This is a genomic window from Actinocorallia sp. API 0066, assembly GCF_020991275.1.
Lineage (GTDB): Bacteria > Actinomycetota > Actinomycetes > Streptosporangiales > Streptosporangiaceae > Actinocorallia.
The window spans coordinates 148,993-169,021 of sequence record NZ_JAJLQY010000016.1 but is presented as its reverse complement, the minus strand read 5'-3'; the positions used below and the strand labels follow the sequence as shown (position 1 = coordinate 169,021).

Below are 20,029 nucleotides of genomic sequence, written 5' to 3'. Positions count from 1 at the left end.
TCACACGGCGCGCAACCGACCGACGCCCGTACAGGCGAGCACACAACGACGTCAGTACTTCGGTGACGTCCCGGACCAGGTCGTCTTCGACCTCTGTGTCATCAACGACCACGATCGGCCTCCCGGTCGCCGACAGCGCCGCTCGCAGGTGTTCGAACCCGAACCAGGCCAGGTGATCGCCGTGTTCAACCGCGATCACCGACACGTCCGGATCGGACAGGAAGCGGGCGAGTTTCACCCACTTCCCGTTCATGCCGGAACCGATCTCGGACACGACGTCCGCGACGGTCAAACCTCGCGCCGTCGCCGCCGTGACGACCCGCCCGGCCTGCCACTCCAAGTCCGCTTTCCGGTCGGCACTGGACACCCGGCAGCACACGACCGTCCGGCACTCCGTCTTCTCCAGCCGCTCCAAGACGAGATACCGGCCCGTCGCGGTCTTCACCACGGGCACGGGCATGCTCCCGTCCCGCGCCCACTGCCAGGCGGTCTGGTAACGCACACCATTCCGACGCGCCCACTCCGACAACCTCACACATCCATGATCCCAAAGACACACCTAGGGACACTGATGATTCAGCCAACAGCTACAGTAAACACCCCACCCCCGACCCGAGAATCTCGACCCCTGGGCCCCGCCCCGCCCCACCCCTCGGCCCCCGGAGCAAGATGAGCGACGCACACGGGACATCTTCGCTTGGCCCGGAGGCTGGCGCTCGGCAACTCCCGACCTCGTCGGACGCGCCCATCTCCGGACCGCGTTCGACTGGCCCCGAGGTCGGCGCTTCCCAACCCCCGATCTCATCGGGCGCGCCCAACTCCGGGACGTATTCGACTGGCACCGAGGCTGGCGCTTCTCGACTCCCGGCCGCGTCGGGTGCGTTCGGCTCCGGGCCGTGGTCCGGGATGCCGCTCGATCCGGCGTGGGCCAGTGTCCGCACGTCCCGTACGGTGCTGGCGGTCGCGCACAACGTCACGTCGCTCACCCGGCTGCTCGACGTCGTCGCGCTGCTCGAAGACGACCCGCGCGTGCAGGTCGTCTTCACTTGGACGCGTTCCTCGGTGTTCACGGACGGCGTCGCGGAATTCCTCGCGGATGTCGGCGCCATCCGCATTCCGTGGGAGAACGCGCTCGACACACCATTCGACCTGGCCGTCGCCGCGAGTTACGGGGGTGAACTCGACAGAATAAAAGCGCCACTCATCATCCTTTCCCATGGCATGGGATACAATAAGTATTTGCGAACGCCGAACGCCGAACGCCGAACGCCGAACGCCGAACGCCGAACGCCGAACGCCGAACGCCGAACGCCGAACGCCGAACGCCGAACGCCGAACGCCGTCTTTGGTCTTTCGCGGCGGTGGCTGGTGCACGAGTCGGCCGTGGTGCCCGCGACGATCGTCCTTTCGCATCCCGAGCAGCTGACGCGCCTTGCCGCCGACTGTCCCGAGGCGGTTCCGGCCGCCGTCGTCGCCGGTGACCCCTGCCTCGACCGGATTCTCGCGAGCCGCCCCTGGCGGGCGCGCTACCGCCGGGAGCTGGGCGTACCGGACGGGGCACGGCTCGTCGTCGCCACCTCCACGTGGGGCGCGAACTCGCTGTTCGGCAGGGATCCGGAGCTGCTCACGCGGCTGACGGAGGCGCTGCCGCTCGACGAGTACCGTGTCGCGGCGGTGCTGCATCCGAACGTCTGGCACGGGCACAGCGCCTGGCAGGTGCGCGGCTGGCTGCGCCGCGCCGAGCGGTCGGGCCTGCTGGTGATCCCGCCGCGCGACGGCTGGCGGGCCACGCTCGTCGCGTCCGACGCCGTCATCGGCGACCACGGGAGCGTCGCGTTCTACGGCGCCGTCCTCGGCCGTCCCCTCCTGTACGCGGCCTTCCCCGAGGAGGACGTGGACGCGCGCTCCCCCATAGCCAGGCTCGCCGCTCTCAGCCCGCGCCTCGATCCGGCCCTCCCGCCGGCCCGTCAACTGGACGACGCCATCGCGGCCCATGACGCGCGCCGGTACGCGTCCGTCACGGCGGAGGCCACCTCCGCGCCGGGCGCCTCCGGTTCGCTGCTGCGCGCCGAGCTCTACCGCCTCATGGACCTCACGGAGCCGACGGCCCCCGCGCGCGTCGACAGGGTGCCCTCCCCCGACGTCGCCTTCACCGAGGTCTCCTCCACGCTCGTGACGGCCACGTGGCACGACGGCGCCCTCCGCCTCCGCCGCCTCCCCTGGACGCCCGCCGTGCCGCCCGGCGCGCACCTCGTCGTCGCCGACACCGAGACCGACACCCGGCTCTTCGACCTCGCCGACGTCCTCACCTGCCCCGCCCACCGCCTCACGTCCTCCCCGGAGGAGTGGACCCGCCGCGCCCTCGCCACCCGCCCCGCCGCCCTCGTCGCCGCCGCCGAGACCCCCACCGGAACCCTCGTCGCCACCCGCGACACCGCCCCCCTCCTCGTCCAGGGCGGCCCGCCCGCCCTCCACCCCTCCGCCGTCCACGCCCTCCTCCCCACCCGGGTCCCCCTCCCTTCCACCCTCACCCTCCATACCGGCCCCACCCGTCACTCCCTCACCTTCACCCCCCTCTAACCTCCCCACCCCGAGCCACTTCGCCTCTACCCTCACCCTCCACACGGGCGGGCCTACCTCTCACTCCTCACCTTCGCTTCTTCTCATCCCTCCACGACCACCGCACCGGCCGAACAACGATCCCCAGACCCGCGATCGTGGCCCTGGCTGGGCTCGAAGCGATGCGGAGGGTGAGCCTGTCGCGCGACCTACCCACCGCGATTCCGGAGCGACATCGCACCCGCCCGTCCGAACGCGATCGGCGGCAGATCGGACACACGGGCGAGACCGCTCCGCAGCCATGCCGCCCTGCTCACCCCGCAACCGCTGCCACCCATCAAACGGACACACGGGCAAGACCGCGCCAGCCACGCCGCCCTACCCACCTCATAGCCGCTGCCGCCGTCCAGCGGATGGGCGGACGAGACGGCACCGCGATCATTCCGCGCTCCTCATCCCACAACCGCCCGTCAAGCGGACGCGCAGGCGAGGCCACGCCAGCCACGCCGCCCTACCCACCCCGCAGCCGCTGCCACCCATCAAACGGACGTGCAGGCAAGGCCACGCCAGCCACGCCGCCCTACCCGCCTCGCAGCCGCTGCCGCCGTCCAGCAGAGGGGCGGACGAGACGGCGCCGCGATCATTCCGCGCTCCTCAGCCCACAGCCGCCCGTCAAGCGGACGTGCGGGCGAGACCGCGCCAGCCATGCCGCGCTGCCCACCTCGTAGCCGCCGCCGTCCAGCAGAGGGGCGGACGAGACGGCGCCGCGATCATTCCGCGGGCCTCATCTCGCAGCCGCCCGTCAAGCAGACGCGCGGGCGAGACCGCGCCAGCCATGCCGCGTTGCCCACCTCGTAGCCGCTGCCGCCGTCCAGCGGAGGGGTGGGCGAGACGGCGCCGCGGTCATTCCGCGGGCCTCATCTCGCAGCCGCCCGTCAAGCGGACGCGCGGGCGGGAGCGTGCCGGAAGTCATGTCGGGGGGTGGTCTGTTGTTACGGCCGTTGCGAGGTGTAGTGGGCGTGAGATGGAGACGTCGTCTTCGGCGCGTGAGCTATGGGGTGGTTAGGGTGGATTTGCGGGATTCTAGGGTGGGGGTGTGGGGGTGGGAGCGGGCTCGGAGGTTTTCGAGGGCCAGGTCGAGCCAGAGGGCGGCGCCTTCGGGGTCGCCGCCTCGGTGGGTGAGGACGCTGATGGTCTCCAGGGCGCGGACGACCTCGGCGGGGCTTTCGTCGGCGCGGAGGAGTTCGAGTGCCTCGCGCAGCACGGGGGCGGCGTCGGTGAGGCGGTCCGCGCGGATGAGGGCCTGGCCGTGGTCGACCATGGTCTTGCCGAGGTTGTAGCGGTCGTCGAGGGCGGCGAAGCCGTGGCGGGCCGTCTCCAGGCACGCCAGCGCGCGTGCGTGGTCGCCGGTGGCGCTGAGGGCGCGGCCGACGTGGCGTTCGGCGAGGACGGTGGCGCGGGCGTCGGCCAGCGACGCCGGAACCGACAGGTTGATCGACCGGTTCTCCTCCAGCGCCGCCAGCGCGCGGGAGGCCGCGTCGGCGTCCCGGGCGCGCAGGTCGGGGAGGAGTTCGGCGCCGCTGCGGGCGAGCAGGGCGAGGCCGAGCGACTCGACGGCCGTGGCGAGCCCGCGCACGTGCCCGGCCGCCGCGTCGGCGGCCCGCGCGGCGGTGAACGCGGCGACCGCGTCGTCGATCCGGCCCGCGCCGAGGTGCGCGAAGCCCAGCCCGCAGTGCATCCTGCCGAGGAAACGCGCGTCCGTGCCCTCCGTGGCCAGCTCCGTCGCCGACAGGACGCCGAGTTCGTAGCAGGCGCGCCAGTGGTCGTAGGGCTTGCGCTTCAGGCACAGCGCCCACTGCGCCTCCGCGAGCCGGACGACGTGCCTGTGCCAGCCGCGCGCCGAGGCGGCCCGCACGGCGGCGAGGACGGCGTCCATCTCGTCCTCAAGCCAGGCCATCGCGTCGGCCTCGGTGAGCGGGGGCGGCCCGTCCTTGTACGCCGTGTACGCCTCGCCCAGGTGCCACCGTTTGGGCATCGCCGAGTAGTCGGCCTTGACGCACTCCGCCAGGTACCAGTCCACGACCCGGCCTAGCGCGGCCTCCTTCTCGGCCTCCGCCACGAGGCCGTCCAGGTGCTTCCGGGTGACGGTGTCCACGACGTGCGCGCTTCCCTCCACCCGTACCAGCCCGGCCGCGACGACCTCCGCCAGCGGCGCGGCGGCGTCGTCCAACCCGGCGGCGGCCGCCGCCATCGGCACGGTGAACCGGCGCCGTAGCAGCCCCACCAAGGCCCGGTACACCCGAGCAGCGTCAGGAGACAGCCGACGGTAGGCGGCGTCCAGCAGGCCGGTCGGCTCGTCCGGCGCCGAGGCGGGCCCGCGCAGCTCCCCGACGAGTTCGGCGAGCGGCTGGCCGAGCGCGAGCTGCATGCCCGCGGTGAACGCGCGCAGCGGGCTGCCGTCCAGCGCGGCGGCCAGCTCGCCGGACCGCGGGTCGGCGGCCACCCCGAACCCGGCGACCCGGGCGACGAGCTCCAGCACCGCCGCGTCGGCCATCCGCCCGAGTGGGACGGGCACCGCGCCGCGCAGCGTCCCGTCAAGCCCGCGCGCGGTGACCACCATGACGCTTCCTGGCGTGTCCGGAAGCAGCGGCCTCGCCTGCGCGGTGAGGACGACGTTGTCAAGGAAGACGATCGAGGGCACCCCGTGGGTGCGAGTGCGGAACAGGCCGGTGAGCTCGGCGAGGTCGTCGGGCAGGTCCTCGGGTGGCTCGCCCATGAGGCGCAGGAACCGGCCGAGGACCTCCTTGGCGGTGACGGGCCCCGTCTCGTTCATGTCGGCGTACAGGTGCGGCCCGGGGACGTCGTGGGCGATCCTGCCGAGCCACTCGGTGACGAGCTCGCTCTTGCCGATGCCGTCCGGCCCGAGGCACACCGCGACGAGCGGCACGCCGCGCTCGATGGCGCGGGCCCGTGCCGCGTCGAGCGCCGCGAGCTGGTCCTCCCGGTCGGTGTAGTGGACGTTGCGCGGCCCGAGCATCCGGGGCACCGCGCGTTCCTTGCGCTGTTCGGGCAGGTGCAGGTGCATCCCGCCGTACAGGTCGCGGAACTGCGTGAGCGTGCCGATCATCTCGGCCGTCGCCCGGTTCGTGTACCCGTCCGCCTGCGTCACGCCCGCCTCCCCGCACTCACCGCCCCCGCGAACCATAACCTCCGGCCCCAACCCCCGCCACCCACTCCCTGCAATTCCCGCCGAAGACCGCCACCGCCCCCGTAGAGGCGCGACGTCCTGCGGTGGCGGTCGCGGCGCGAGACCGGACCCCCGCTCGCAGGGCGCGCCTGGGCGGGGGTCCGGGGGTTCGGGGTGGTCAGGAGGAGAAGGCGAGTTCCAGGCGGGGGAGGTGGTCGAGGAGGGCCTGGTTCCAGCAGAAGCGGTTGTGGCCGCCGTCGCAGCTACCGTCGCCGAAGCCGGCGCCGTTGCCGTAGTTGACGAAGTGGTAGGGGTAGCCGAGGTGGTCGAGGCTGGCCTTGGCGGCGTTGGCGGAGGGTTCCGCGGCGAGTTCCAGGCTGCCGGTGCCGGTGTAGAGCGACACGTGCACGCCCTCGGTCTTGCGCATGTTGGACGTCGGGTTGATCGCCAGGATGTTCGCCGGCGGCCCGAGGAACGGGAGGAACAACTGGCCGAGGATCGCGTTGGCGGGCACGATCGGGCCGAAGTCCGGGAAGCAGGGGCCGCCGCAGGACTGCAGGAGGACGTGGCCGATGTTGGTCGCGGAGGCCGCGACGGCGCCCCTGGCGATCACGAGTTCCATGTTGAGGAGCCCGGAGAACGTGGCGACGTCGCGGAAGAGGTGCGGATTGTCCTGGACGTAGCGGAGCGCGCCGAATCCGCCCATCGAGATGCCGCCGATCGCCCTGCCCTGCTTGGTGGGGATCGTCCGCAGGTTGGCGTCGATGAACGGGATCACCTGGTCGAGGTGGAAGTTCCGCCAGTTCTGGGCTCCGGCCGCGGTGTTCTGGTTGACCCAGTTCGAGTACCAGCCGCGCTCGCCCCCGTCGGGCATCACGGTGATCATCGAGTCGCGTCCGTTGAGCGCGGGGAGGACGTCGGGCGTCATGTTGACCGGGTCGTCGGGCGCGCCGTGCAGCAGGTAGAAGACCGGATAGTGCTTGGTCGGCGCGGTGAAGTAGTCGGTCGGCAGCACGATCCTGATGTTCTGCGGCCCGCTGACCTGCGGTGTGTTCACGGTGACGACGAAGTTGCCCGGCGTTCCGGCGGGGGTGCCGACCTGGGTCAGCCCGTAGCCGTCGGTCAGCGCCGGGATCGCCGGGTCGGCGTGCGCTGCGGTGGCGCTCAGGCCCAGCGCCGCGAACACGAGCGCCGCGACGGCGCCCGCACGCGCCCGGCGGCGGGCACGCACGAACGGGAACGATCGCATCGGTGTCTCCTCGATCGGGGGGCGGATCGGGCCAAGGCCCGCCCGCAACATACCGACATAAAGACACACATGTCTATATAAAACCTACGCGCAGGCGGGACGGTGTCCGGGTGGGCGAGCCGCGCGGCGGACGCGTGCGTCTCGGGCGGCGCGACGGGGTGGAGCGGGTGCCGCGCATCGGGTCGGGCAGGTCCGGCCGGGGAGGGCGCGGCCCGAGGTCGCTCAACCCGGGCCGCGCCGTGTTCCTCTGTGAGGATCTGCCGGGAGTCCTTCCCCCGTCGCGGCGGGGAAATGCCGCTTTGCGCTTTTCCGGCATTTCGCCGTGCTGCCCCGGGGCGGGGGGTCGGGTATTCTGGGTGGGCAGGCTCGTGGTTCTGGCGGGTGTGCGCGGCGGTGGGGCCCGCCGTCCCGGGAGTCCGGGGAAACCGTGCGAGGACGCGCCAACGGTCCCTACCGATGACCTTGTCATGCCGGTAGGGAGGTCCCTGATGTCCGAAACTTCGCCGCCTGTCGCGCGGCACCCTTCACGCGCAGCCCTCGGCGTCGTCGCTCTGGGCGGGGCCCTCGGTGCGCTCGCCCGTTACGGGATCACGCTCGCGCTTCCGCACGAACCGGGCGCGTTCCCTTGGGCGACGTTCCTGACGAACGTGCTCGGCTGTGCCCTCATCGGCGTGCTGATGGTGGTGGTCACCGAGGTGTCGCGGGCCCATCCGTTGGTCCGGCCGTTCCTCGGCGTCGGGGTGCTCGGCGGGTTCACCACCTTCTCCACCTATGTCGTGGAGTTTCAGCACTCGATGGCGGCGGGGCGTCCGGTGACGGGCCTGCTCTACCTCGTCGGCACCCTCGCGGCCGCGTTGACGGCGGTCACGCTCGCGGCCCGGCTCACCCGCCGTCTCGCCACCGTCCGGGCGGAGGCCGCGTGACGCCGCTCCTCGTCGCGCTCGGCGCCGCCGTCGGCGCCCCGCTGCGCTACCTCGTCGACCACCACGTCCGGCGCCGCCACCGCTCGGCCTTCCCCTGGGGCACCCTCACCGTCAACATCATCGGCAGCCTCGTCCTGGGCTTCCTCGCCGCCGCCACCTTCTCCCCCGCCTGGACGGCCCTGGCGGGCGTCGGCTTCTGCGGCACCCTCACCACCTATTCCACCTTCTCCTACGAGACCCTCCGCCTCGTCGAAGAAGGCTCCCTCCCCCACGCCCTCGCCAACGTCCTCGTCACCCCCGTGACGTGCTTGACCGCCGCCTACACCGGCCTGCTTATCGCCCAAGCCTTCTGACCCCTCAGGTCAGGCTCCCTCGGCGCGAACATAGGCGACAAGGGCGTTCGCGTGCCCGTGGCCGAGGCCGTGTTCGGACTTCAGCCAAGCGACGATCTCCATGTGCTTGGTGAGCGGCGAGGCCCGGACGAGGTCGAGCCACTCCCCTACGGGACGGCCGTACTTCTTCTCGATGGACGGGAAGTAGCTTGCGGGGCCTTTGACGGGCTCGGTCATGGCGTGTCCTCTCGGCTGGGCCAACAGAGTCCACCCTAGTGTCGCGGAAGATCGCCAATGGGCGTTTTCACCAGTCCCGGGCGGTTTCGTCCCGCTGCTCAGTGGTTTCGGGGGGTGGGCAGGACGGCCCGTGTCGCCACGATGGGGGCGGCGACGAGGAAGCCCAGCGCGAGGAGGGTGAGGAGGGCGGGTTCCAGGAGGATCGTCACGGACGGGCCGGGCGCGAAGACGTCCTTGCCGGAGCCGGTGTCGTAGGCGGGCATCGTGGCGCCGGGCGCGGCGGACCCGGGGAACGGGCCGATGAACTCGACGCCCGGCCGTGGCGGACCGTCCGGCGGATGGAAGGTGCCCTTCCGGCTGCACTCCCCGTTGCGGAGGGTGCACGAGTCGTACTGGTACTCGAAGACGCCCTGCACTCCCCCGCCTTGGAGCGCGGTGACGCGGTGCGGGATCTCGCGGGGGACGGCCATCACCATGAGGACGCCGGCGAACAGCAGGGCCGCCGCGGCGACGAGGCCGCCGAGCCGGGACGCCGGCGAGCGGCCGGTCACGGGGCCGGGGGGCCGGACGGTCCCGACGTCCAGCCGGGGGGCGGGGGCGCGGTGCGCGGGCGCGGGTTGAGGAGCGCGCGCTGGCCGGGGGTGAGCGCGTCCCCGGTCGGCCGTGACGAGCGGCGGGAGGGCCGCAGCGACAGGAGCCCCAGGACGCCGATGACGCCGCCGACGAGGAGGACCAGCAGGGCCGGGACGGAGACGATCGTGACGCCGACCAGGGTGCCGAGACCCGTCGTGGCGCCACCGTAGACCGTCGTGCGGGAGCCCGTGTCGCGGGCGGGGCGCTGCTCGCCGTCCGCGGGCGCGCAGTGCTCGCCGTCGCCCTCGTAGTCGACGCCGGAGCGGGGCGCGCCGGAGACGGGGGTGAAGGTGCCCGTCCAGCCGCAGGCGCCAGTCTTGGCGTTGCGGTTGACGGATTCGACCTGGAACGTCCCAGGGGTGCCGCCGCCGCGTGTCGCGTCCCACGCCGGCTTGAGTTCGAGCACGCCGTGCACCGTGGAGAACCAGGCGACGGCCAGCATGACCGCCACCGCCACGATCGCCTTCAGCGCGCGCACAGCCGTTCTCCTCACGATCGTCCTCCAGGGAATGGGATGCGCGAAACGCCGCGCGGGTTCCCACTCCCGACAACACGGACACAACACGGCATTGCCAGGGTTCGTGTACTTAATATATTGTCCGCGATGTGTTGAGCATCACAGATGATGCACGACACACACCACACGGGATCCACTCCGGGCGGACACCCCCGCCCGGACCCGCCCAACTCTGTCGCCGACGCGGCGCGCGCGCCCCACGCGCGTCCCGCCGAGGCCCCGACCCCCATGTCAGAGAGGAAAACCCGTGAACCAGCAGGCACCGGACACGGAGACCGCGGCCCCCGCGGAAGCCGTGGCCGACAAGAGAACCCTGCGCAGGGTCGCCATCGCGAGCGGCACCGGCTCCCTCATCGAGTACTACGACTTCCTCATCTACGGCACCGCCGCGGCGCTGGTGTTCCCGAAGGTCTTCTTCCCCGCGCTCGGCGCCGCCGCGGGCACCGTCGCGTCCTTCGCCACGCTCGGCGTCGCGTTCGTCGCCCGGCCGCTCGGCTCGATCATCTTCGGCCACTACGGCGACCGGCTCGGCCGCAAGCGCACCCTGGTGAGCACGCTGCTCATCATGGGCGTCGCGACCGTCCTCATCGGCCTGACGCCGGGCGCCGCACAGATCGGCGTCGCCGCGCCCATCCTCCTTGTCCTGTTCCGCTTCCTCCAGGGCCTCGCTGTCGGCGGCGAATGGACAGGCGCGACCCTTCTCTCGGCGGAGAACGCGCCGAAGGCCAAACGCGGCTTCTGGTCGATGTTCGCCTCGCTCGGCGGCGCCCTCGCGATCTGCCTCGCGAACCTGACGTTCCTCATCACCCACCTCACGATGAGCAGCGAGGCGTTCGTCAGCTGGGGCTGGCGCGTCCCGTTCCTGCTCAGCGCCGTGCTCGTGGTGTTCGGCCTGGTCGTGCGGCTGCGGATCGACGAGACCCCGGTGTTCAAGAGCGAGGCGTCCCGCGGCGTCGCCCGCGCGCCGTTCCTCGAGGCGTTCAAGCACCAGCCGCGCGAGATGCTCTTCGGCTCCGGCATCCTCGTCCTGGTGTTCGCGTTCTTCTACACGGCGGCCGGATACCTGACGTCCTACGGATCGACCGTCCTGAAGCTGCCCACCACGACCATCCTGTCTGTGGGCATCCTGGGCGGCGGGTTCTTCTCCGTCGCGCTCATCCTCTCGGCGTCCTACTCCGACCGGATCGGACGGCGGCGCGTCATCATCGGCGCGGGCCTGGCGTCGGCGGTGTGGGCGCTGCTGCTCTTCCCCATCCTGGAGATCGGGACAGCCTGGGCCTTCGCGGTCGGCGTCTGCGGCACGCTCGTGCTCAACGCGATCGCCTACGGCCCGGTCGGCGCGTTCCTGCCCGAACTGTTCAACACCCGCTACCGGTACACGGCGTCGGGGTTCTGCTACAACATCGCCGGCGTGCTGGGCGGCGCGGTGCCTCCGATCGTCGCGGCCGCGCTCATCTCGGCGTACGGGTCCTACGCGTTCGGGCTTCTGCTCGCGCTGCTCTGCCTGGTGACGGTCGGCTGCACGTTCGCGCTGCGCGAGACGCGCGGCGACGAACTGGACCGGGGGCCGTCGCGGCGCCCGCGTAACGCGTCCGCGTCCGACGGCGGCGGCCACCCTGTTCTCCCGGGGGGTGGCCGCCCTTCTTTTGGATGCGTTGTCAATTGGGCTTCCCGCCCGGATCCGGACAGGACAAGGGGACAAAACGGGCGGACCATGGGGGTGGCGCCGTGATCGCTCCACGTTCCCCGTCCCCGCGAGGAGTCCCATGCGTCCTGTTCTCTCGGTGTTCGCCGCGTTGGTCCTCGCCGGTACGCTCGGCGCCGCGCCCGCCACCGCGTCCGCGCGGGACGTGACGGGGCCCGTCCTGCCCTACGCGGTACTGCCCGGCTTCGACGCGCTCTCGGCCTCACACCGGCCCGTGCGGCTCGTCAGCGCGCCGCGACCCCTCGACGTCACGTACACGGTCGACGGGAAGCGGCACACCCTCAACGACTACCTACGCCGGACGGCCCAAGGCTTCGTCGTGCTCGACGGAAACAGGATCGTCAAGGAGTGGTACGCGCGAGGGTACTCGCAGCGGTTCCTGTTCCAGTCCTGGTCCATGGCCAAGTCGCTGACGTCCGACGCGGTGGGGATCGCCCTGCACGAGGGACGGATCAAGTCCCTCTCCGACCCGGTGGCGCGTTACGTCCCCGAGTTGGACGGGTCGGCCTACGGCGACGTGTCCTTGTTCAACCTGCTGCGGATGTCCTCCGGCGTCGCGTGGAGCGAGGTGCCCGACACGGTTCCCCAGCACGTCCTGTCCAGCCTCGGCGCGCGCAGCACCCTCCGGGCCGCCGCCTCCGCACGACGCGGATGGGAGCCAGGCAGCCGCTTCAACTACAACAGCCTCGACACCGCCGTCCTCTCCCTCGTCCTGCAACGCGCCACCGGGCAGCCGTTCCACGCCTACGTCCAGCGCAAGATCTGGGGCCCGGCCGGGATGGGCGGCACCGCCTACCTCGGCAACGACTCGCACGGCAACGGCATGGGCTACTGCTGCCTCTACGCCACCGACCGCGACTTCGCCCGCTTCGGCAAGCTGATGCTCGACGGGGGCCGCGTGGGCGGCCGCCAGGTAGTGCCCGCCTCCTGGGTGCGCGCCGCCACCACCCCTAGTGGCGTCTCCCCCTCCTACGGCCTCCAGTGGTGGATCGACCCCGGCCACGGCTTCTACGCCTCCGGCGCCTTCGACCAGAAGATCTACGTCTCCACCCGCCACCACGTCGTCATCGTCCGCTCGACCCTCTACAACCCGGCCGACGCCGAAACCCTCCCCGCCCTCCGAGCCGTCGCCGCCGAAGTGGCCCGCACCCGCTGACGCCGCTCACAGCGGCGGAACGTCGAGGTCGCACTCACGGCGCGGCGCGGCGCGCTGGAAGACACCGACCGGGGAGCCGTCCGGGAAGCTGAGGCCGACGTAGTCACGGCCGAGGTAGGCGCCTCGACGCATCCCCTGCGAAAGCAGATCGCGGGCGAGGTTGGTGACGCAGGCGAGTTCCGTCGGATGCTTCCGGCCGAATCCCGGACTCAGGATTCTCAGCACCTCGTCGGCGCCGTCCAGCGCGTCATGCCAGCGGCCCAGGGCGGCGAGATCCGAGCAGCGGTGGACGATCACGCCGAGCGTCCACACGTGCTCCTCGCCCAGGGAGGCGGCGAGGACGCCCAGCGCCTCGGTGTCCCGGACGAGCGCCTCGTCCGGGCGGCCGCTGTGCCGCAGCACCGACGCGAGCGACGCCGCGTACAGGCCGAGGTACGGATGCGCCGGACCCAGCCTTCGGACGCCGCGCGCCAGCGTCTCCGTCGCCGCCTCGACGTCGTCGTCCCCGAGGAGCCCGGCGGCGCGGCGGCCCTGCACGAGCGTGACGTCGGCCGCGAGCGTCTCGGGATGGTCGGCGCCGAACCGGGCGGCGAACCCCGCACGGGCCGTCTCAGCGCCGTCCACCGCCACCGCGTGCCGACCCGCGAGCCGATCCACGACGGCGCGGTCGAGCACCGCCCGCAGCGTCAGCGGATGGCCCCCGCCCAACTGCGCCTCCGCGTGCGCGACGACGGCGGAACTCATCCGGCTGGCCTCGTCCGTGTCCCCGGACATCCGGGCCGTGCGGGCCAATCCGGCCAGCGCCCGCGTCCTGACGTAAGCGAGCCGCCGCGTCCCGGACGCCGCCTGCTCGGACAGCACGCGGTCGAGCAGGTCGGCGGCGGACAGCACGCTGGCCTCCCCCGCGTTCGCCTCCCGGCGGTACAGGACGAACGCCCGCAAGTCGTCCCCCCTGAGGAGCGCCTCGCCCGCCGCGTCATGCAGGGTGTCCAGCGCGTCACCGGCCTGCGGGCCCGCCTCCTCCACCGCCGTCAGGATCGCGTCCGCCTCAGCGCGCGCGACCCGCGCCTCCCCCCGCACCCGCGCCCGCACCGCGAGCGCGCGCCGCGCGGCCAACACCGCCGAATGCCCCGCCTCCGCCCCACCGTCCAGCCTCGCCACCACCACCCGAGCGGCCTCCCCCGCCTTCGCGACCTCCCCCGACTCCACCAGCACCCGCACCAACAACCCCCAGGCACCCGCCAGCCCCGACCCGAACTCCGCATCCGTGGCCTGCGGGCTCCAGCGGTTGATGAGCGCTCGCAGAAGGTCGCGAGCCTGCGCGTAGTCTCCGGTCGCGCGGAGGTACCGGGCGAGGCGCAGCGCGAGCCCACGCGCCCACTCTTCGTCCCGCTCCACCACTCCGGCGGCGAGCGCGTGGCCCAGCACCGCCGAGAACCGCGGCCAGCCAGCCGGATCAAGCGGATCATCCGGTACGTATCCGTCGATCAACGACAGCATCTCCGCGCGGAGCTCACCCAGCCGTTCGGGTGCGAGCCCCTCCCGCGCCACCTCCTTGACGGATGGGTTCACGCCGATCCTCACCCCGCCCCGTTCGCGCTCCACGAACCTCAACCTGACGAGTTCCGCGACGGCCCGCTCGAGCCGCACCGGATCAGCGAGCACCCCGCCGTCCGACCTGCGCTCCGCCCCCGGCCGCCGCAACACGCCAAAGGGGACGAGCCCGTCACCCAGCACCGCCAGGTACCGCATCAGCCCCAACGCGTCCGCCCCGAGGCTGCCCAGGACGAACCGGATGAGCGCCCCGGGCCGTACCGCCGACCACTCCGCGTCCGCCGGCGCGACCCCCTCCAGCGAACTCAAGAGCCGCCCCCGCGCCTCCCCCACGGTCATCATGGTCTCCTCCCCGAGCACCCTCACCTGCTCCAGGGCAAGCGGCTGGTCCCCCAACGCCTCGGCGAGCCGGTAGGCGTCCTCCTCCGACATCCCCGATCCCCGGAGGAACTCGACGCTCTCCTGACGGGAGAAGCCCTCGACCGTGAACGCGGCAAAGCCAGCCGGCCACCTGAACCGCGACGTGACAAGAAGGTCCCCTGGCCCCGAAGCCAGCGCGTCGACGAGTTCCCGGAGCTTCCCGAGATCACGCGCCCCGTCCGCCCCGTCCAGAACCACCAACCAGTCACGCACAGGCGCCCCGTCCCGCAGGGCGGCGACAACCCCGTCCGCCGCCTCCTCGACCCCCACCTCGGCCACCCCGGCCAACCCGAGATCACCCGCCATCCCCGCCAACCCCCGCCGAACTTCCTCGACCCCCACCGCCCGAACCCAACAGACCAACCCGTACCGCCGACCGCTCCGGTGCACATGCTCAACCGCCACCTGAGTCTTCCCCGCCCCCGCTTCCCCAACCAGCACTCCCCGCAACCCACCGGCGCCGCGGCTCGGCCGCGCGACCTCCCGGCCCGGAGGCCCGGCGGCACGCCCCGCATCCCCGGCCTCGGGGCTCGGGTGCCGGGCTTCGCCGCCCATCGGCCCAGCGTCGCGTTGTGAGGGCTCGACGGGCCGGTCCGAACGTGCCGGGTCATCGCCCGGTCGTGCGGGGGCGTGGGTGGAGCGCTCGGTGAGCCGGGTCAGGAGGTGTTCGCGGCCGACGAAGCGGGGGTTGCGGTCGGGGACGCCATGCCAGATCACCCGATCCCCGGAGGGTACGAACGGTGCGGGGACGCTGCCCCGCGACACGATTGCCTCTGGGCGCACGGTGGTGCCGGCGGGGGTGATGGTCATGGGGTGTTCGGAGTCGTCCGGGGAGTCCCGGTCGGGGGGTTCGTCCCAGGGCCGGGGGGTGGCTTCGGAACTTCGGGTGCCGACGGTGTCGCGCAGTGCCTGGACGAACGGATAGGCGCTGTGGAAGGCGGGGCCGAGTTCGTACGAGCGGTTCAGGAGGGTGACGCGGGCGCCGTCGTCGCCGTCAGCGGCCAGGGCGGCCAGGAGGGGGACTTCGACGTCCGGTGGGTGTCCGGCGAAGGCGACGCGGCGGATGAGGGCGCGGATCGCGGTGGCGCGTTCGCCGTCCGCGCGGACGACCGCCCGCGCGGCCTGGAGGCGGTCCTGGACCGTCGTCTCCGGGTGCAGCAGCGCCTCCTCGAACCGCGCGTCCTCGACGGCGTCGTCGCGCACGGCGAGAGCCGTCAGGGCGGCCAGGCGGTCGCGGGGGCGGGCGGCCGGGTCGTCCGCCATGTCGCGGAACCATCGGACGGCACGGAAGCCCGTCGTCTCGGCGGCCGGGTCGAAGGTCGTCAGGGCGGCGCGCTGGAGTTCGTCGTGGGTGGCCTCGCCCAAGTCGATCAGTAGGAGCAGGACACGGTGGCGGAGCGCGGTATCGCTGGTGACGGCGAGAACACGACGGCACAGGCGGACCCCCTGGGTGCGGTCCACGCCGCACAGCGCCTCGGCGACGTCGGCGCGGATCCAGTCGGGGTGTGCCGGATCGGCGGCGAAGGCGACGAGCCGGGCCCTGACGTCGGCGTCGAAGGTGAGGTCGAGGAGCACGCCGAGCGCGTCGGCGGCGGTCTGGTCGTCCCGCCGGAGCATGTCGAACAGGGCGGCGACGGTGCGGTCGCGCGACTCGGGCGCCACCTCGATGCCGTCGGCGATGATCGCCCCGGCGACGAGCACGTCGGCGGCCCCGCGGTCCAGGGTGAGTTCGGCGAACGTGTCGCCGAGGCTCGCGCCCCGGTTCCGCTCGGCCATCCGGGCGAGGACAAAAAGGGCGAGCGCCCGGCTGTCGGGGTTGCGCGCGTCGGCGAGCCAGGTCTCCAACGCGAAGGCCCGGCCGCGCGGCCCTGCGGCGAGATACTCGGCGAAGCTGGGGTGCAGGAACCTGAGCCCGCCGGGGCCCGGCACGATAAGACTCGTGCTCACCAGGACGCGGCCGAGCGCCTCGCGCCAGGCCGGGACGCCGCGCAGGATGCCGGGCGGCGCGCTGTCCTCGACCCAGCGGACGGCGCACTCGTGCACCCCGGGCCTGGCGGACGAAAGGTGCAGATCGGCCGCGCCCTCCAGAAGCGGACGGAGGTTGTCGTGCAGCCACACCCACGCGGCCCTGCCCCGGTCGCCCGCACCTTCGAACTCGGCAGCGGGACGGGCGGCTTCCATGTGCCGGGAATCCAGCAGGTGCCTTATGTACACCTCATACAAGCCCGCCCGGCTCGTCGGTAGGGCGGACTCCCGGCTCCACTCCAGGAGGAGCGCCGTGATGCTGGCGATAAGCGGGATGCGTACCAGCGCCGACAGGGACGACGACGCCACGCTCGCCAGGAACAGTTCGACCGTGATCGGCTCAGGGTCGATGCCCGGTACGTTCTGCGCCGTCCGGAACGCGACCCACCGCTCGACGAACGTCCGCAGGCCCGCCTCGTCGAACTTCTGGAGGACGTACCTGTCGGCGGTGTCCGCGCCGAGCAGGCCGAGCTCGCCGCGCAGCAGCGGCCGGGTCGTGATGAGGAAGCGGTGGTGCGCGGCGCCGTCGGCCATCCAGCGACCGAGCCTGGCCAGCACCTCGGTGCGCTCCCGGGTGAGGAACACATGGTCGATGCCGTCGATGAGGACGAGCCAGCGCTCGCCGTCCGGCGGCGGTCCCTCAAAGAGCGCGGCGGCCACCTCGCGCCCGGTGCGGGCGGCGCATTCGGCCGCCAGCGCCTCGGCGGGGGTCTCGCGGTGGTGCAGGTCGGGCGGGAGCAGGACGGGGACGACGGACCCGTACGGCGCCGTCGCGGGGTCGGCGGAGCGTCGGGCGGTGAGCCACCAGGCGCTCTGCTCCTGGAGCACCCGGGTGACAGCGGTCGACTTCCCTACGCCCGGCTCGGCGAGCACAAGGCAGTGCCGACTGGCGGCGAGCATCTGGGCGAGCGTAAGCGGACCGCCCTGCGCGCGCGGCGCCCCGAGCCGCTCGCTCTGCTGCTCGACGTAGATCTCCATGAGCGGCGGAGTGCTGCCGACGGAGTAGCTGTACCGGTGCGCGGCCCTGGCGCCTCTGCCTTGGACGTCGAGGAGGGCACGCAGGGCGGGAGGCAGCCTACGGAGCTGCCGACGCCGCCAGAGGAACTGCGCCCAGACGATCCCGAGGCTGACGACGCTGGCGGCGGCCGTCAGCACGACGGCCCAGGGGTCGAGGCCGGAGGGGATCGCACCGAAGCCGCGCAGGACGGCCACGCTGACAGCGAGCAGACCCGAGGCGAACGCCGCCCACGGCCAGCCCCGGAAGACCCCTCGCTCGCGCGCCGCCTCAGGGCCGTCGCGGCGTGCCGTCGTCCGCGCCTCCGCGGCGATCTGCGTCACCGTGACGCCGAGCAGCAGCAGGAACCCACCGACCAGGACAAATGGGGCATAGCCCTTGAAGCGGTCGAGGCCGAGCGGGAGCGGGCCGGACGTCACCACGTTCCCGACGAGGCCGACGACCACCGAGAGCGCGACGCCCAGGGTGGAGACCGCAAGCAGCCTGCCCGAGGGCGCGTCCCGGTTCCTCGTCTCTTGAACCCCCGTGGAGCGCATCACCTCCATGGTGCAGCACCAAGGGCACGGAAATGTCACCGTGCGGCACACGAGTGACGGCGGCCGCGAGGTGTCGCGGCCGCCGTCGGGTGGTAACGGTCAGAGCAGCGGTTTCTTTTCGCGCGGACGGGGTTTGTGGTGGGTCGGCTTGGGCTTCGGCTTGTGGTGATGGTGCTTCGGCTTGTGGTGGTGGCGCGGCTTGCCGTGGTGCCACGGTCGGCCGTGGTGCCAGGGCTCGTCGACGCACGGGTTGGGGTACCAGGGCCGGTCGCGGCAGATCTCGAAGCGCGGCTTGTCGCACTTGTCCTTGCAGCCGTGGGCCGCGGGCCGCCGCACCAGGTCCACCGTCGCGGAGGACGGGCGCGACGTCACCGTCGACTCGTCGTCGACCCGGACGGCACTCGCGGTCGCCGTGTTCGTCACCCTGCCCGCCGCCACGTCGGAGGCGGTGACGGTGTACGTCCCCGTGCAGGTCAGGGCCGCGCCCGCGGCGAGCGTGTCCGCCGGGCAGCTCACGTCCGTGATCCGCGGATCCGTGACGGCCACGGAACGCAGCGCCGCCGCACCGGTGTTCGTCACCCGGAAGGTGTAGGAGAGGCTGTCGCCTTCCTCCACCGGCCCGGTCGGCCGCTGCACGCGCTTGACGAGGCCGAGGCCGCTCTGCGCGCGCGCCTGGCCCGACTCGGTCTGCGCGGGAAGCTGGATCACCTGCGCCGCCTGCACCTGCGTGTGCGTCTGCGTCTGCACCTGGACGGGGAGCAGAAGCTGGGCGGGCACCTGCAGCTGCGCCTGCACCTGTGTCGTCTGCACCTGCGTGGTCTGCACCTGCGCCGTCTGCATCTTCGAGACGACGAGGTGGCGGATCACCTGCTGGTCGGTGAACAGCTCCGCGGAGCCCGCGAAGCCCACCTGGTACATCCGCGGGAGCGGCGTCGGCAGGACGGTCGAGAGCGCCGTCTGGAAGCCGCGCCCGTCCTGGAGGTCGAACTCGACGGTGAGCACCGAGGACGGCGTCACGGTGACCCGGACGATCCGCGACATCACCGCGCTCTGCGCCCACGCCGCGTCGGCCTGCAGGTAGACGAGCGGCGCCAGCGCCTGCCCGGACGACGACGACCACGTCGCCTTCCCGCCCGACGTGCTGAGCCAGCAGTAGCCGGTCGTGCCGTCACCCGGCGCGTTCAGCTCCAGCGAGCGCGGCACGAGGAACACCGTCCCGGAGGGCGACGCCTGCGCGCAGCCGTACCCGCGCTGCTCCCAGTCGCCGAACGTGTGCAGCCCGAGCCCGTGTGTCCCGGACACGAACTGCACCTGCTGCGACGCCCCCGGAAGCGTGTACCCGCCGGACGTCTCGACGACCCGCGGCCCGTCGGTGAGGAAGAACGCGATCCCCTCCCCGTCGAGGCCGTCGCCCGTCCCGCGCTGCTCGAACGTGACCTGCACCCCTTCCTCGGCCTTGACCGTCTCCCCGACGACGACCGCCGCCTCCCCGGCCCCTGAGACGCCCGAGCCGGACGAGTCCGAGCCGGTCGTACCGGAATCGGATGCGTTGGGCCCGGCCGCATCGGAGCCCGACGGGCCGGAACCGGTCGAGTCCGACACCGAGGTGTCGGCCCCCCCGGGCGAGTCCGAGCCCGAGGGCCCGGAGCCGGTCGGGTCGGGGTCGGATGAGCCCGAGCCGACCGACCCGGAGGCCGAGGTGTTCGCCCCCGAGCCGACCGAGCCGGACGTCCCGGTGGTGATCGAACCGGAGGTCGCGGGTCTCGGCTGGATCGCCGGGCACACCCCCGGCTCCGGTTCACCGATTCCCGTCCCCGTTTGCGGGCAGCCGGCCCCCTCCCCCGAGGAGCGGGGCTCGGCGACGAGCGTTCCCCGCGCCGACGCCGCCCCGGGAAAGGCGACGACGGACCCGGCCAGCGCGGCGGCGACCGCCACACCGACAACACGACGTCTCTGCACTCTCGGACCTCCCCGTCAAGAT

Annotated in this window: 13 protein-coding genes; 5 read left to right on the top strand and 8 right to left on the bottom strand. The window is 72.6% G+C overall.

Annotated elements, in window-relative coordinates:
* A partial coding sequence (locus tag LO762_RS30685) for an IS607 family transposase (RefSeq protein WP_230619739.1) occupies positions 1 to 535 on the bottom strand: 535 nt, incomplete at its 3' end.
* A 371-nt stretch (positions 536 to 906) separates the two neighbouring features.
* On the opposite strand from LO762_RS30685, the gene LO762_RS30680 reads away from it, so the two are divergent.
* Complete coding sequence (locus LO762_RS30680; RefSeq protein ID WP_230619738.1) at positions 907 to 2,580, top strand: hypothetical protein; 1,674 nt, start codon at positions 907 to 909, stop codon at positions 2,578 to 2,580.
* 1,030 nt (positions 2,581 to 3,610) lie between these two features.
* On the opposite strand, the gene LO762_RS30675 is transcribed toward LO762_RS30680, so the two are convergent.
* Both LO762_RS30675 and LO762_RS30670 read right to left on the bottom strand, forming a co-directional pair.
* Positions 3,611 to 5,728, bottom strand: coding sequence for a tetratricopeptide repeat protein (locus tag LO762_RS30675; protein WP_230619737.1), 2,118 nt, complete (start codon positions 5,726 to 5,728; stop codon positions 3,611 to 3,613).
* Positions 5,729 to 5,924: 196 nt separating this feature from the next.
* A complete protein-coding gene (locus tag LO762_RS30670) occupies positions 5,925 to 6,995 on the bottom strand; it encodes an alpha/beta hydrolase family protein (RefSeq protein WP_230619736.1) in 1,071 nt (356 codons plus the stop codon).
* Positions 6,996 to 7,483: 488 nt separating this feature from the next.
* On the opposite strand from LO762_RS30670, the gene crcB (LO762_RS30665) reads away from it, so the two are divergent.
* Together crcB (LO762_RS30665) and crcB (LO762_RS30660) are read left to right on the top strand one after the other, a co-directional pair.
* Complete coding sequence (gene crcB / locus LO762_RS30665; RefSeq protein ID WP_230619735.1) at positions 7,484 to 7,918, top strand: fluoride efflux transporter CrcB; 435 nt, start codon at positions 7,484 to 7,486, stop codon at positions 7,916 to 7,918.
* On the top strand, positions 7,915 to 8,271 hold the full coding sequence (crcB, locus tag LO762_RS30660) for a fluoride efflux transporter CrcB (RefSeq protein WP_230619734.1): 357 nt from the start codon (positions 7,915 to 7,917) through the stop codon (positions 8,269 to 8,271). The genes crcB (LO762_RS30665) and crcB (LO762_RS30660) overlap by 4 nt, the downstream gene beginning before the upstream one ends.
* 9 nt (positions 8,272 to 8,280) lie before the next feature.
* Here crcB (LO762_RS30660) and LO762_RS30655 read toward each other — a convergent pair whose 3' ends face one another.
* The 3 genes from LO762_RS30655 to LO762_RS30645 form a co-directional block, all read right to left on the bottom strand.
* On the bottom strand, positions 8,281 to 8,487 hold the full coding sequence (locus tag LO762_RS30655) for a DUF4287 domain-containing protein (RefSeq protein WP_230619733.1): 207 nt from the start codon (positions 8,485 to 8,487) through the stop codon (positions 8,281 to 8,283).
* A 98-nt stretch (positions 8,488 to 8,585) separates the two neighbouring features.
* On the bottom strand, positions 8,586 to 9,038 hold the full coding sequence (locus tag LO762_RS30650) for a hypothetical protein (protein ID WP_230619732.1): 453 nt from the start codon (positions 9,036 to 9,038) through the stop codon (positions 8,586 to 8,588).
* Positions 9,035 to 9,598: a hypothetical protein gene (locus LO762_RS30645; protein WP_230619731.1), complete on the bottom strand. Its 564-nt coding sequence runs from the start codon at positions 9,596 to 9,598 to the stop codon at positions 9,035 to 9,037. Before LO762_RS30645 ends, LO762_RS30650 begins: the two co-directional genes overlap by 4 nt.
* 286 nt (positions 9,599 to 9,884) lie before the next feature.
* On the opposite strand from LO762_RS30645, the gene LO762_RS30640 reads away from it, so the two are divergent.
* Together LO762_RS30640 and LO762_RS30635 are read left to right on the top strand one after the other, a co-directional pair.
* On the top strand, positions 9,885 to 11,369 hold the full coding sequence (locus LO762_RS30640; protein WP_230619730.1) for an MFS transporter: 1,485 nt from the start codon (positions 9,885 to 9,887) through the stop codon (positions 11,367 to 11,369).
* Positions 11,370 to 11,403: 34 nt separating this feature from the next.
* Complete coding sequence (locus LO762_RS30635; protein ID WP_230619729.1) at positions 11,404 to 12,498, top strand: serine hydrolase; 1,095 nt, start codon at positions 11,404 to 11,406, stop codon at positions 12,496 to 12,498.
* A gap of 6 nt (positions 12,499 to 12,504) precedes the next feature.
* Here LO762_RS30635 and fxsT read toward each other — a convergent pair whose 3' ends face one another.
* Both fxsT and LO762_RS30625 read right to left on the bottom strand, forming a co-directional pair.
* The gene (gene fxsT / locus LO762_RS30630) at positions 12,505 to 18,048 is read right to left on the bottom strand and encodes an FxSxx-COOH system tetratricopeptide repeat protein (RefSeq protein ID WP_230619728.1); all 5,544 of its coding nucleotides are present in this window, start codon (positions 18,046 to 18,048) and stop codon (positions 12,505 to 12,507) included.
* A gap of 99 nt (positions 18,049 to 18,147) precedes the next feature.
* Positions 18,148 to 20,007, bottom strand: coding sequence for a DUF11 domain-containing protein (locus LO762_RS30625; protein ID WP_230619727.1), 1,860 nt, complete (start codon positions 20,005 to 20,007; stop codon positions 18,148 to 18,150).
* Between the last annotated feature and the right edge of the window lie 22 nt (positions 20,008 to 20,029).

Coding starts and splice junctions, on each gene's coding strand:
- crcB (WP_230619735.1), top strand. CDS start 7,484: ATGTCCGAAACTTCGCCGCCTGTCGCGCGGCACCCTTCACGCGCAGCC.
- LO762_RS30670 (WP_230619736.1), bottom strand. CDS start 6,995: ATGCGATCGTTCCCGTTCGTGCGTGCCCGCCGCCGGGCGCGTGCGGGC.
- fxsT (WP_230619728.1), bottom strand. CDS start 18,048: ATGCGCTCCACGGGGGTTCAAGAGACGAGGAACCGGGACGCGCCCTCG.
- LO762_RS30635 (WP_230619729.1), top strand. CDS start 11,404: ATGCGTCCTGTTCTCTCGGTGTTCGCCGCGTTGGTCCTCGCCGGTACG.
- LO762_RS30655 (WP_230619733.1), bottom strand. CDS start 8,487: ATGACCGAGCCCGTCAAAGGCCCCGCAAGCTACTTCCCGTCCATCGAG.
- LO762_RS30680 (WP_230619738.1), top strand. CDS start 907: ATGCCGCTCGATCCGGCGTGGGCCAGTGTCCGCACGTCCCGTACGGTG.